The sequence below is a fragment of the Pseudobacter ginsenosidimutans genome, assembly GCF_007970185.1.
In the GTDB taxonomy this organism is placed as follows: Bacteria; Bacteroidota; Bacteroidia; order Chitinophagales; family Chitinophagaceae; genus Pseudobacter; species Pseudobacter ginsenosidimutans.
In genome coordinates, this window is the sequence record NZ_CP042431.1 from 2,462,588 (window position 1) to 2,475,577 (window position 12,990).

Annotated in this window: 12 protein-coding genes; 7 read left to right on the forward strand and 5 right to left on the reverse strand. The window is 45.1% G+C overall.

What is annotated here, in order from left to right:
- The first annotated feature begins 75 nt into the window (after positions 1-75).
- The 6 genes from FSB84_RS10145 (at position 76) to FSB84_RS10170 (ending at position 9,187) form a co-directional block, all read left to right on the forward strand.
- A complete protein-coding gene (locus FSB84_RS10145; RefSeq protein ID WP_130541672.1) occupies positions 76-828 on the forward strand; it encodes an SDR family oxidoreductase in 753 nt (250 codons plus the stop codon).
- A 71-nt stretch (positions 829-899) separates the two neighbouring features.
- Positions 900-1,487, forward strand: a complete 588-nt coding sequence (locus tag FSB84_RS10150; protein WP_130541671.1) for an RNA polymerase sigma factor — start codon at positions 900-902, stop codon at positions 1,485-1,487.
- A gap of 106 nt (positions 1,488-1,593) precedes the next feature.
- A complete protein-coding gene (locus FSB84_RS10155; RefSeq protein WP_130541670.1) occupies positions 1,594-2,763 on the forward strand; it encodes a FecR family protein in 1,170 nt (389 codons plus the stop codon).
- Between the two features lie 172 nt (positions 2,764-2,935).
- Positions 2,936-6,589 (forward strand): SusC/RagA family TonB-linked outer membrane protein, encoded by a 3,654-nt coding sequence (locus FSB84_RS10160; RefSeq protein WP_130541669.1) that lies wholly within the window; start codon positions 2,936-2,938, stop codon positions 6,587-6,589.
- Between the two features lie 10 nt (positions 6,590-6,599).
- Positions 6,600-7,934 (forward strand): RagB/SusD family nutrient uptake outer membrane protein, encoded by a 1,335-nt coding sequence (locus tag FSB84_RS10165; protein WP_158643832.1) that lies wholly within the window; start codon positions 6,600-6,602, stop codon positions 7,932-7,934.
- Positions 7,935-7,945: 11 nt separating this feature from the next.
- A complete protein-coding gene (locus FSB84_RS10170) occupies positions 7,946-9,187 on the forward strand; it encodes a TlpA family protein disulfide reductase (RefSeq protein ID WP_207234264.1) in 1,242 nt (413 codons plus the stop codon).
- Positions 9,188-9,248: 61 nt separating this feature from the next.
- Here the strand turns inward: FSB84_RS10170 and FSB84_RS10175 are convergent, their stop codons facing one another.
- From FSB84_RS10175 to FSB84_RS10185, 3 genes are all read right to left on the reverse strand, one after another.
- Positions 9,249-9,920, reverse strand: coding sequence for a hypothetical protein (locus FSB84_RS10175; protein ID WP_130541667.1), 672 nt, complete (start codon positions 9,918-9,920; stop codon positions 9,249-9,251).
- Between the two features lie 97 nt (positions 9,921-10,017).
- Positions 10,018-10,650: an NAD(P)H-dependent oxidoreductase gene (locus tag FSB84_RS10180; RefSeq protein ID WP_130541666.1), complete on the reverse strand. Its 633-nt coding sequence runs from the start codon at positions 10,648-10,650 to the stop codon at positions 10,018-10,020.
- A gap of 194 nt (positions 10,651-10,844) precedes the next feature.
- Entirely contained in the window at positions 10,845-11,288 is a 444-nt protein-coding gene (locus FSB84_RS10185) for a MarR family winged helix-turn-helix transcriptional regulator (protein ID WP_130541665.1), read from the reverse strand.
- 233 nt (positions 11,289-11,521) lie between these two features.
- Here FSB84_RS10185 and FSB84_RS10190 point away from each other — a divergent pair, with 233 nt between their 5' ends.
- Positions 11,522-11,863, forward strand: a complete 342-nt coding sequence (locus FSB84_RS10190; RefSeq protein ID WP_130541664.1) for a hypothetical protein — start codon at positions 11,522-11,524, stop codon at positions 11,861-11,863.
- Here FSB84_RS10190 and FSB84_RS10195 read toward each other — a convergent pair.
- Together FSB84_RS10195 and FSB84_RS10200 are read right to left on the reverse strand one after the other, a co-directional pair.
- On the reverse strand, positions 11,840-12,577 hold the full coding sequence (locus FSB84_RS10195) for a TVP38/TMEM64 family protein (RefSeq protein WP_130541663.1): 738 nt from the start codon (positions 12,575-12,577) through the stop codon (positions 11,840-11,842). The two genes, FSB84_RS10190 and FSB84_RS10195, sit on opposite strands and share 24 nt — an antisense overlap.
- Positions 12,578-12,671: 94 nt before the next feature.
- Positions 12,672-12,977, reverse strand: a complete 306-nt coding sequence (locus tag FSB84_RS10200) for a hypothetical protein (protein ID WP_130541662.1) — start codon at positions 12,975-12,977, stop codon at positions 12,672-12,674.
- Positions 12,978-12,990: the final 13 nt, after the last annotated feature.

Here is a 12,990-nt window from a genome sequence, read left to right on the forward strand (position 1 = left end):
GCGATCATCCTTGTACGTGTTACCTCCATCTCCTGGTTCAACTTTGTGTTATCAATTCAAACAAAAAAAAGTTGTATGAACTCCTTAAAGAACAAAGTTGCTCTCATAACCGGGTCAGTACGCGGATTGGGTAAAGCCATAGCAGAGCGATATGCCGCGTTGGGCGCATCAATTGTTTTGAATTATTCCAAAGATGCTGCGGCGGCGGAAGAAGTGGAAAAGAATATCAAAGCGATGGGCGCCCGCGTAATTGCTGTGCAGGCCGATGTCAGCAAGGTGGCTGATATCAAAAGACTGTTTGATGAAGTGAAACAGGCATTTGGAAAGATCGATATCGTAGTGGCCAATGCCGGTATCGAGATGGTGGAAACACCGGTAACCACCTTCACGGAAGAGCAATTCGACAGGTTGTTTTCCATCAATACCAAAGGAGCTTATTTTACCATGCAACAAGCCGCTTTGCAGGTGGAAGACAAAGGAAGGATCATTTACATCGCCAGCAGTACTACTTCTTTTCCTGTTCCTGGTATGGCAGTGTATGGCGGCAGCAAAACCACACCGAGGTACATAGTGGATGTATTGGCGAAGGAGATCGGTCATCGTGGGGTAACGGTCAATTCCATTATTCCATTTGCAGTGGATCATTCCGGTATCTTTACAGAAGCGGACAGTTATCCTGAACTTAGAAGATCCCTGACCGATAGTTGCCCAATGGGAAGATTGGCAGAAGTGGAAGATGTGGCAAATATTGCCGAGTTCTTTGCAAGCGATCTGTCTTCATTCGTGAATGGGCAGCACTTACTGGTGAATGGAGGGGCCAATCAGTAAAAGGTTCCTTGCCGCCGGTCACCATTTTTATTTAATATTGTAGCTGATACAGGTAAACAGGTTTTCTTTCATTGACTACTGACCAGCTATACCAGGACCGGGAATTGTTCAGGCGCATTGCGCTTGGAGATGAAGATGCATTCCGCGTATTATTTCATGCCTATAACAAAATGCTACTGCCTTTCGTGGTGAAACTGGTATCCGGTTTACATGATCCGGCAGAGATCCTCCAGGAAGTATTTCTCCGACTCTGGAAACACCGCGGGAAACTGGCAGATGTAGAAAATCCCAAAGCATATATTGTAAGGATCGTTTCCAATGAAGCCACTACTTACATGCAGAAGCTGGCGAGGCAGAACCGGTTGATGGAAAAAGCCATCAGACAGCGGAGCCAGGATCCGCTGACTCCGGAGGAGCAGATCGCACTCAAGGAAACAGCACGCCTGGTCACGAATGCTGTTGAGCTGCTCAGTCCTGCATGTCGCCAGGTCTACATACTCAGCAGGGAAGAACAGCTCAGTCTTCCGCAGATCGCTGAAAAACTACAGCTCAGTGAAAGTACCGTCAAGAACCAGCTGGTAAAGGCTTTGAAAGATATCCGCCTGTATATTCGTAAGAACGGATTGTCCACTTTTCTATCCTTTCCTATTATTTTCTAAAAAAGTTCCGGGTGCTTTAGTCCTGAATTCAAAAAGCCCGGTCTTGAAATAGTAGAACCTTACCTGTCGCCCATCATCAACAAAGCTTTGCCAGAAAAAAACATCAATGGAGAATTCAAGGATTGTCTATTTAGTCACCGGCTATCTCAATGATACATTGTTGCAGCCGGAAACCGACGAGTTGCAGGAATTATTGCTGCATGAAGAAGAAAGTGAAGCGGTGGCCGCAGCTTTTAACAGGATAGTGCTGAACAGTCCTCCTGCAGCTGATTACAAACCAGAACAATGGGAGTTCCTGGCGAGCCGGGTTCTTTCCCAAACTCAGTCTGGTATTGATGTGCAGCCTGCAGTAAATAAAAAAACGGGACGTATCCGTCGCCTGCTTTGGACTGCTGCAGCTTCTGTGCTGGTACTGGCGGGAATAGGAACTTATTTCCTGTTAGGTAATAAAAAAGTGGAAAAACCGGTGGTTGTTTCGCAATCGGAAGAAGTGCTCCCCGGCAGGCAGGGTGCATTGCTTACCCTGGCAGACGGCTCGCAGGTGCTGCTGGATACCATTAAAAATGGCGTGGTGGCTTTGCAGGGAGGCGCAATGGCTAAAGTAGTGAATGGAACCCTGCTCTATGAAGGGAATGGAAAAGATGTAGTGTTCAATACCATGTCAACCCCCAGAGGAAGACAGTTCCAGTTGCGATTGCCTGACGGCACGCAGGTTTGGTTGAATGCTGCAAGCTCTATCCGCTATCCTACCAGTTTCACCGGAAAGGAAAGACGCGTGGAAGTAACCGGCGAAACCTATTTTGAAGTAGCCCGCAATTCCAAATTGCCATTCCGTGTGAGTGTGAACAATCAAACCGAAGTGGAAGTGCTGGGAACGCATTTCAATATCAATTCCTACAACAATGAGAACAGCATGAACACCACCTTGCTGGAAGGATCGATACGTGTGAGGAAAGGAGCGGAATCGGTGATCATCAAACCAGGTGAACAGGCACAGGTGAATAGCGGTATCAGGGTTGCAAAGGAAGTAGACCTGGAAAAAGTGATGGCATGGAAAAATGGTTTTTTCAATTTCGAAGGATTGAAACTGGAAGAGATCTTACGCCAGATAGAAAGATGGTATGAGATTGAAGTGATTTATGAAAAAGGCATTCCTGATATTCCTGTGACCGGAGAGATGTCCAAAGATATTCCGTTGAACAAATTGATGTTCATTTTGGAAAAGCTGGATGTCCATTATAGATTGGAAGGAAGAAAACTGATCATACTGCCTTAACCGCCATTGAACCTAAACAAGAAAACAGCAATCAACAACTAAAACAAAAATAGAAAAACGCTGGGCAGCCTGAAACGAAAAACCGGAAGTGGGCGAACACTTCCGGCGAATGTTATGGCTGATCCAAATGGTGTGAGTACCAATTCTAAACAACCAAAACTGTTCACAATTTATGCAAAAAACTGCTATGGGTGGCTGGAATGCCCGGGGCTCCGCATTCCTGCTATCGGCTCAAATGCTGAGAATTATGCGTATGGTTACTTTTTTACTCTTCGCTGCTTTCCTTTCAGTGCATGCTGAAAGTCCCGCGCAGAGTATTACAATGTCTGCAAAAAACATCCCGCTGAAACAAATCTTCACCGTTATCAAAAAACAAACCGGATTTGTAGTGCTGTACAATGAGCAGGTCATTTCTTCAGCCAGGCCGGTTTCTATCAATGCGCAGGACATGCCTTTGCAGGATTTCCTTGGCGCCATTCTGAAAAATCAACCTATTGAATATAATATCCAGGGAAAGACCATCGTGCTGTCCCGCAAGCCTGTACCAGCTTCCAAAGGATACACGCCTGTCATGATCAGTCAGGATGAAGCAATGCAGGCTCCGATAAAGATCCGCATCACTGATTCTGCCGGTAATCCATTAGCCGGCGCTACTGTTTCCGTCAGGAACAGCAAACTGTCTGGCGTTACGGATGCAGAAGGTGCGGTGAGCCTGAATGTAAAATCGGGAGATGTATTGAATATCTCTTTTATCGGTCATGATTCCAGGACGGTAATTGTAACACCTGCTCAATACGTTGCAGGCAGGATGACGATCAGCCTGTCAAGAACAGACAGTCAATTATCTGTTGTGGAAGTGTCGCTGAGCACAGGGTATCAGAAGATCCCTACCTACCAGATGACAGGTGCGGCTTCTGTGATGTCTGAGAAAGAGTATCAGCAACGCACGGCTGTAACAGGTAATTTCCTGGAAAGCCTGGAAGGTAAAGTGCCGGGCCTGGTGTATAACGGACAGACCGGTGAACTCACCATCAGGGGCGTTTCCACTTTCGATGCGGTGAAAAAACCATTGATCGTGCTGGATGGCTTTCCTACAGAAATCGATCTGCGTACTATCAATCCGCTGGATATTGTATCGGTTAGCGTGCTGCGCGATGCTGCCGCTGCCTCCATTTACGGTGTTCGTGCATCCAATGGCGTTATTGTGGTGGAAACACGCCGGGGAAAATCCGGAAAGCCGGTCTTCAATGTGCGTGCCACTCAGGCGTTTCAGCCGAAACCGGATTTCAGTTACCTGAAATATGCTCCTGCCAGTGAATTCGTCCAACTGCAAAAAGAGAATTTCAATATTGCACAAACCTCTTTCCTGCTCTACGACTGGGGCTATTACAAAATGAATCCGGTGGAAGAGATCATGTTCGGAAAAACACAACTGTCTGTTTCCAATCCACTTCTCACAGATGAGCAGGTGAATCAGAAACTGGCCGCACTCGGTTCTTATGATAATCTCAAAGATTATGAGCGACTTTACTATCAGAATCGTCAGACCACCAATCTCAACGTGGATGTAAGCGGTGGCACAGACAGGAGCACGTACATGATGGGTGTGAATTATATTGCCGAAACGCCGGTGAATCGCAGGTCTGAAAACAAACAGATCATCCTCAACCTGGCCAATACTTTCAAATTCACGGATTGGCTGAAATTCGATTTCAGGGGAACTTATCTGCATCTCAAAGATGTTAGCGGAAAAACACCGGCTTATTCCGATTTCTTCCCTTATGAACGCCTCACGGATGAAAATGGAAAAGCATTGGCAGTTTCTCTGGATCCGGGCCGCGACTATATTTCCCGCGCCATCACCAAAGACAAGAACGATGCACTGTTAGCCGCAGGCCTGTACGACCAATGGTATTATCCTTACAAGGAACTGTATGGAAATACGAACACGAACAAAGGCTCCGCAGCCCGCTTCCAGGGAAGGTTCAATGTGAAGTTCACCAACTGGTTGAATATGGACCTGGGCGGCAATTATGAGAACCAGAGCACCATCCTGGACCAACTGCAAACGGAAGACGCTTACAATACCCGCACACTGGTGTCTGCCATGGCGCAGAAAGATCCCGTGACGGGCAGGGCACTCTTCACCAATATGCCCAAAGGGAATATCCTGATGAAGACCAATCAGCGTGTAACCAATTACACAGCACGGGTGCAGCTCAACCTGAACCAGAGGTTCGGTGATCACGATATCTCCGGTATCCTTGGTCTTGAAAGGAAACAAACCCTTACGGAATCTTATAAAACTTCCTTCTTCGGTTACGATGGACAAACGCTTATCAGCAAGCCTATCAATATGTCTGCGCTGAATGCAACAACCACTTCTCCATATGAAGAACTGGGCTTTTCCATCCCCCGGTTCAGAAGTACAGATTATTTCAATGAAAAGGAAATCGACAACAGGTTTATGTCGTACTACGGACAGGGAACTTATATCTATCGCGGCAAATATGTATTGACCGGTAGTTTCCGTATCGATCAGTCGAACCTTTTTGGCGTGGATCCGAAATACAAATACAAACCTCTTTGGTCTGCCGGTGTTAACTGGCGATTGAGCGAAGAGGAATTCGCGAAAGACTGGAACTGGGCAAAGAATCTGCAGGTCCGTGCAGCTACTGGTTTCAACGGGAATGTGCCCAGCAGCAATAACGGTGCTTTCCTGATCCTCTCCACAGGTCTGAATACGGTGCTGAATACACCGCTTGCATTCAATGACGTGCTCACTCCCGAAAATCAGTCCCTCCGATGGGAAACCACACAGAACTACAATTTCGGTATCGACTATACTTTGTGGAGCAACAGGATCTCCGGCTCTGTGGATTATTACATAAAGAGAAGTACAGATGTTTTCGGTAATCTCGATGCAGATCCTACTACCGGGTTCAATCAGTACAATGCCAATACTGCGTCTATCCGTAACAGTGGTCTGGAATTCCTGATCAGCAGCCAGCTGGTTAAGAAAAGAGGATTTGAATGGCGTTTGCAGGTGACCAGCTCTTTCAATAATAACAAAGTGCTGGCCGTAAAAGCCACTGAGTACAACAACTCGCAACTGATCACCAGCGGGGCTCTATTTGTTCAGGGACTTCCCATGAACGCGCTGTACAGCTACAATTACGGTGGACTGAACTCAATGGGCCAACCATTCGTATACGATAAAAAAGGCAATCAGAAGATCCTTGCATTTTATGGAAATGCACAAGTGGACGTAACCAAGGATGACCTGATCTATAACGGTACCACCACACCGAAATATGTACTGGGCCTCAATAACCAGTTCAGCATCGGCGCTTTCGATGTTTCCTTCCTGTTCATGTATTATGGTGGTCACGTAATGAGGGTGGAGCAACCCAATCCCAACAATATCGGTTTCTACGCCAATAACCCACTGGCAGGGTCTTCCAATTTCTGGCGAAAAACAGGAGATGAGAAATTCACCAATATCCCCGGTTATGTAAGGGCCAGCAGCGCTGCTCCCGGCTATTATCAATCCTATGCTTTGTATGGTTACGAATATGCATCACAGTTTGTCCGTAAAGCGGATTATATCAGGTTGAGAGACCTCATTGTTACTTACAATGCCAGAGGAGAATTCTTTAAAAAACTGGGATTGAACAATCCGCAGGTACGTCTCCAGGCGCAGAATCTTTTCCGGTATACATTCAGCGGAAATGATATCGATCCTGATGCTATTGACCGCGTATCCGGCGCACGCACACTGGAAACCCAGCCTTTTTACAGCATTACCATTTCCACTGCCTTCTAAAATGAATTACATGAAGAACAATCTTTTCATATTTATACTTTTTATGGCGGTATCTTTTACTGCCTGCGACAAATACCTGGATGTAAAGCCCAAGGGACTGGTGATCCCGGAGAAACTGACAGACTATGAAGGAATGCTGAATTCACCCACCATGGTGCAGACCTTCCCCATCAACCTGCTCGATTTTGCAGATGATGTTTTCAATAAGATCGATGCAGTGAATCAATCTCCCACGGCTAACGGCTATTATTGGAGACCGATGCTTACTATCAATGAGAAGGCAAGTCCCGATATCTGGGGACCGATCTATCGTTGCATCTACGATGCCAATGTGATCATCAAAGGAGTTCCCTCTGCTTCAGATGGAACAAAAGAAGAAAAAGATAAAATAATTGCCGAAGCGAAAGTGATCCGTGCAAACAATTACCTGGAACTATTGACAGTGTTCGCCAAATCCTACGATCCTGCTGCTGCAGGCACAGATCCCGGTATGCCGATGGTCACAAGCATTGACGTAACGGACAATATTCCTGCACGCTCCAGCCTGAAAGCCACATTGGACGCCATCATTGCCGATGTGAAGGCAGCAATTGAAGTATTGCCCACTTCCAATGTGAACAGGTATCGTGTTACGAAATATTCCGCTGCCGGACTACTCAGTCGTATCTATCTGTATATGGGCGATTTCCCCAACGCCGCCACATACACGGATAAAGCACTGGAAGCACCTCACGCCCTGTTGGATTATAATTCTTATGCAGATGATGCACAGATGCCGGTTTATGATCTCAATCCTGAAGTTCTATGGCAGCGTGCCGCCGTTTCCGGTTCTCCCATATTCATGATCTATTCCGATGATCTCAAAAGCTATTTCAATAGCTCCGATATCCGGTATAGTTTCCTTACCGTTACCAATAATGATGGGCTTGGCCGCGCTTCCTTGCCAGGAAGGTACAGTTTCGGTATCGGTTTTCCTGAAATGTACCTGACCAAGGCAGAACTGCTGGCGAGGAACAATCATCCCAACGAAGCGATGGACATCGTGAACATGCTCAGGAAGAAGCGTATCAAAACTGCTGATTATACAGATCAGACTGCTGCTTCCGGTGAGGATGCGTTGGTCAAGGTTTTTGCGGAACGCAGGAGGGAACTGGCTTTTAGCGGTCTCAGGTGGTTCGATATGAAAAGGCTCGATCGTGAAGGGCGGATGCCTGAGGTAAAAAGGATCAATAAAGAAAATAGCCAGGTGGAAGCCACACTGGCTCCCCATAGTCCTAATTATACATTCGAGATCCCTGTGCGGGTGCAAATGTTCAACCCCACCATGGAATTGAATCATAAGTAAAAAAGTATAACATGAAACAATCACTGATCGCCCTGCTGCTCCTGGCGAATGGCAGCCTCTTTGCGCAAAAGAATCCTTATGGACTTACCAATGATCTTCTGAATAACAAGGAAGAAACGCTGGCGAAGTATATTCCCATGAATGGCAAAGAATATTTGTTTGCTGCCTATGTAATTGAACCGGATGAATTCCTGGGAAAACTGGATGCTTTTAAGAAGGATATCCAAACTGCCATCGATGCAGAACAGGATGCAGCCGTAAAAGAACTGAAAGCAAAAGACCTGGATTATTATTCCCGCAATGTGCTCAAACATTATATCCTGTATTATGGGATGGACTCAATTGGCATGGCGAATGTAGAAAAGGTGCTGGTAGCCAAAAAAGGCGCACCTGATTTCGGAAAAGCCATCGATTCTGCATTCAAAAAGGTGTACCTGAAAAAACTGTCGCCTGAAGAAAGAACAAAACTGGATGATAAAGTAATGGAAGGAGGCAACTCAAATGAGGTTGCTTTATTCAAACGTTCCGGTTCCTATCGCAAGTGGATGGAAGAGCTGATCACCAGGTTGCGTACAACCAAATACAAGGCAGATACAACCCTGGGTTATGAAGGTCAAAATCTGGTGAAGCTTCGAGTGGTTCAACAGGAGATAACAGAGCCCTTCATCAAAGAATATCTTAGCTATAATCTGACCTCTCTGGTGATGAAACTGGTGAAGAGTGAAACTGCCCGTGATGAAGCCTATCAAACTTTCATGGCTTTAGTAACCAATGGCAATGCGAAAAATGAATTGAAGCAAATCCATGAGAACAATAAGATGATGGCTTCCAATGCCACCGCCCCGGATTTCAATTATGTAAATGTAGACAACAGGAAAGTGGCACTGAAAGACCTTCGTGGTAAATACGTGTACATCGATGTTTGGGCAACCTGGTGCGGCCCCTGCAAAGCAGAGATCCCCTTCCTTCAGAAAATTGAAAAAGATTATCACGATAAAAATATCCAGTTCGTAAGTCTTTCAGTGGACAGGCAAGCTGATAAAGGAAAATGGGAAAAATATGTTCGGGAGAACAACCTGGGAGGAATTCAGGTAATCGCCGATAAAGATTTTGAATCGGAATTCATAAAGAAGTTCAATATCGCCGCTATTCCCCGTTTTATCCTGATTGATCCGAAAGGGAAAATTGTTTCCGGTAATGAATTGCGGCCTTCAGACCCTGAATTGAAGGTTCTGCTGGATAAGCTTTTGTAAGAAATTAAAAAGTGCAAAAAAAATACCTGCTCCTATTGAAGCAGGTATTTTTTTTGAGGATCTATTTCACCTGTAGGTCTTTGAGGAATTCTTTGTAACTATCGAAAGTTTCGGGGCCGGGAAAATTGAATTGCAGCACCAGGTAGTGATTGCTGATCCTTTTGACGCCAATAAAGTGCCCCATCTTATTTCCTTTCTTATCTGTAACGCCTGTGATGTATCCATCGAATATAGTGTTCCCGATCTTTACTTCGCCGGTATAGATCTCTTTGAAGCTTTCGTCTGTGCATCTTAGACAGGTATAACGCAGGAATGCATAAGTGCTGGTATCTGTTGCGGTGGTGATGCCGAATGAAAATGTTTTGTCTGCATTATAATCAAGCGGTTTCCTGATCACAATTCCCGAGTCCGGCAATTGTGAAAAAGCGAACAAAATTGCGATAGAATTATTGTGGATCCTGTTGAAATCAGCAATGGGTACACGCATTGGTTTGTTGTAGCCCATGATATGAACGAGTTTGGAACCAACTTTCACATAGGATGGAGGGTTGGTGGCTCCGTTCATGAAGTACCATCCTTTCGGGATCGGGAATTTCACACCGAGGCCTGCGCTCTTGAAAGTCCAGGAGGAGTCAACATAGCCGAAGTCTACATGTGTTTGTGTGGAAACTGTTTGTCCGTTTGTATTAGTGGAAAGAACAACCAGTAATAATAATGCCGCAAATGCTTTCATGCTACCAAATATAGCTACAATCACTGGTTAGTGTCCGTTAAAAGAAAACGGGATTTCAGTACAGAAACCCCGCTTCATTCTCCGTATGTTGTAGTGTTCAGAGCTCGATGGCAAATTCTTCTTTCGGATTCCTGACCTTTTTCATGCTCAGCAGCCAGTCGCCTTCCGTGTCCCTATGTCCTAAGGGTAGCATGAGTACACTTTTCAATCCTTTTTCTTTAAGGTTGAGTAGTTTGTCCAGTTCTTCATTGTTGAAGCCTTCCATGGGAGTGCTGTCAATCTTCAATTCCGCGGCGGCGGCAATGGCAAGGCCGAGACCGATATAAGCCTGTCTTGCAGTGTGCTCGAAGTTCTTGTCGGGTGATTGCTGCAGGTAAAGGTTTTTCAGCTTATCTGTATAAGAGTTGAACCTGCCTCTGGGCAGTCCTCTTTCATCTGTAGTGTAATCGTAAATGGTATCGATCCTTTCTGCGGTGTATTGATCCCAGGCAGCAAACACCAGCAGGTGTGAAGCGTCTGCAACAATTTGTTGTCCATATGCAATAGGAACGATCTTCTCTTTCAATTCCTGGTTGCTGATCACGATAATCCTGAACTGTTGAAGGCCGGAAGAAGTAGGCGCAAGCCTCGCTGCTTCAACGATATTGTTGATGTCAGCTTGTGCTATTTTCTTATTCGGGTCGTATTTTTTAGTAGCATAACGCCACTGGAGATTTTCAAGTAATGCCATAATGTATGCTTGTTTAAGTTGATAAACTTGTATGCGGGATAAGGCGCAGTAAGCAATGGTTTGTTGTTCCGGCCCCTTCCGGAATAGCATTTGATAGAAAGGATAATTCAGGTATAGCGCATCCTGATGCGCGTTGATCCAGGTTCTGAAGCCGGATAGAATTTTACAGGAAGGTTAGTTGCAGTTGCTGGCGGTTATTTTTCGCGGTCGCTTATTTTGTTCAGGATCTTACTGGTGATCCTTTTGAGCTGGTTCATTTCTTCTTCTGAGATACCGAGGCTGCTGATCATTTTGGCCGGTATTTTGGAAGCCTCTTTTTTAAGTGCTTTCCCTGATATGGTAAGCGCTATCTCTACTGATCTTTCGTCGTCGGCTTTTCTTTTTCGGGTGATCAGTTTCTTGGATTCCATCCTCTTAAGGAGTGGCGTGAGTGTGCCACTGTCCAACTTCAGTTTCTCACCGATCTCGTTCACGGCCTGGGCCTCGTTTTCCCAGAGCACCATCAATACGAGGTATTGAGGATAGGTCAGGTCAAGGTCATCCAGCAATGGCCTGTATATATTGGTGATTTCCCTTGATAATGCATACAGGGGAAAACATGCCTGGTGGCCGAGTGTGAGTGTGTCCTTGTTTTTCATGATTGATGATACAAAGATCGTGTAAAATTAGATTGTGCACAATTAAAATCAGGTTAATGAAAATTATGCATCAGGCAGGGTACATTCCAGTGAGTTTGCGATCGTAAGCTACCGGTATTGTCAAAAGATAACCCTGCACTAAAAAGAACAAGGGAAAAGTTGCGTTCAATAATTGAACTGTATGAGCAGAAAGTCTGGAGCCTTGGTAAAAACTGTCTCCTCAAAGCAGCTCAGTGAAAGCGAGCAGGCAGAGAGGATTGCTGAGGCTGAAAGGGTTTATTGAAAAACGTAAAAACTTGATCCGGAAAAAGCTGAAAGCCTTTGATCTGACCCAGGAAAATCTGGCACATATTCTTGGGCATAAGAGCAAAACTCATATGTTTGAACTTATGAATGGTATAAAGCCATTTACGCTTGGAGACCCGGTAGCCAGTAATTGTTTATTGGGTATAAAAATGAATGAGTTGGTGCCGGCGTTTCTGTCGTTTGAGAGGGTAATTAAGATGAAAACAGCAATATCAGAATTAAATAAAAAGCATTTATTTAAGAAACTATCGATGGCTGCTTGTATTTAGATCACTTATCCTTTTCTTTTTTCGCTTATCCAGCACGATATAAACAACGAGCAAAACAATGGATACCGCTGCAATCAAGATCAGTGCTTTTTCTATTTTCCCATTTCTTCCATAAAGCGCCAGCAACACGATAAGCGGTGTGATGCCGCCAAGTGTAGCCAGTATGTATTTCACATAGCTCATCCTCAACATACCGGTTACAAAGCTGAGAGAGTCATTGGATAAAGATGAAAGTCTTGTAATGGCGATTGCTGGTACCCCATAGTCTTTGATGAAGTTGCTGATCCGCTCCTGGGTTTTTACTCCAATGAACCGGTTGACTGTTGCCCGCCCCAGATATCTGCCGATCATATACCCGAAGGAGGATGATGCAAAAACGCCAACAAGTGAGATCACCGATCCCCAGAAAGGGCCATAACAAGTGATGGCCACCATCATTACCAGTATATTCGGGATCACGAAGAGGAACATTTGCACTACCATCATTACCACAAGCATCAATGGGCCTGAGAATCCGAACTGTTTAACCCATTCGCGTATACGCTCAGGATTCTCACTGGTCAATACTTTGTAAGCATCATGGATGGCATTTTGAAAAGGTGGAATGAGAAAATAACAACCAGAAAGGATTGCCAGTAACAGTATTGAGATAAAGAGAGGCGCTTTGCTGATCTTTTGCCTGTCTGCATCAAGGGGTAGAGATTTGTTTCCCATCGTAACCAGGTTTGCCTGTGAGCTTTCGCATTTGTTCAATAAAAATCTTATGCCAGGTTACATAAATGTAAAAGGAGCTCACAAGCTCCTTTTACTAATCTGTATGATTTTTACCAGATGCTTCGATGGCCAGTCCTGCGCTGCGGGATAACTCGCTTTCCCGTCCGGTATCGCAGTGGACCCATATATTTTCTTTTTCTCCTTTTATCTCTTTGATCCTTAATTCGCGGATAAAGATCTCGCCTTTTGGCTTGTCCTGTTTTACAGGAATGATCTCAATTGATCTTAACAGGTAGTATGGCTCCGAGTGATGTAATTCGGCAATAGCTGTCATCGGAACAACAATATCAGATCCCCTGATAGGCATTTGGAAATTGATTCTGAATTCTTTCTTTTTCATATCCTGTCTTTTT

Coding starts and splice junctions, on each gene's coding strand:
- FSB84_RS10175 (WP_130541667.1), bottom strand. CDS start 9,920: ATGAAAGCATTTGCGGCATTATTATTACTGGTTGTTCTTTCCACTAAT.
- FSB84_RS10185 (WP_130541665.1), bottom strand. CDS start 11,288: ATGAAAAACAAGGACACACTCACACTCGGCCACCAGGCATGTTTTCCC.
- FSB84_RS10180 (WP_130541666.1), bottom strand. CDS start 10,650: ATGGCATTACTTGAAAATCTCCAGTGGCGTTATGCTACTAAAAAATAC.
- FSB84_RS10155 (WP_130541670.1), top strand. CDS start 1,594: ATGGAGAATTCAAGGATTGTCTATTTAGTCACCGGCTATCTCAATGAT.
- FSB84_RS10145 (WP_130541672.1), top strand. CDS start 76: ATGAACTCCTTAAAGAACAAAGTTGCTCTCATAACCGGGTCAGTACGC.
- FSB84_RS10165 (WP_158643832.1), top strand. CDS start 6,600: ATGAAGAACAATCTTTTCATATTTATACTTTTTATGGCGGTATCTTTT.
- FSB84_RS10170 (WP_207234264.1), top strand. CDS start 7,946: ATGAAACAATCACTGATCGCCCTGCTGCTCCTGGCGAATGGCAGCCTC.
- FSB84_RS10200 (WP_130541662.1), bottom strand. CDS start 12,977: ATGAAAAAGAAAGAATTCAGAATCAATTTCCAAATGCCTATCAGGGGA.
- FSB84_RS10195 (WP_130541663.1), bottom strand. CDS start 12,577: ATGGGAAACAAATCTCTACCCCTTGATGCAGACAGGCAAAAGATCAGC.
- FSB84_RS10160 (WP_130541669.1), top strand. CDS start 2,936: ATGCAAAAAACTGCTATGGGTGGCTGGAATGCCCGGGGCTCCGCATTC.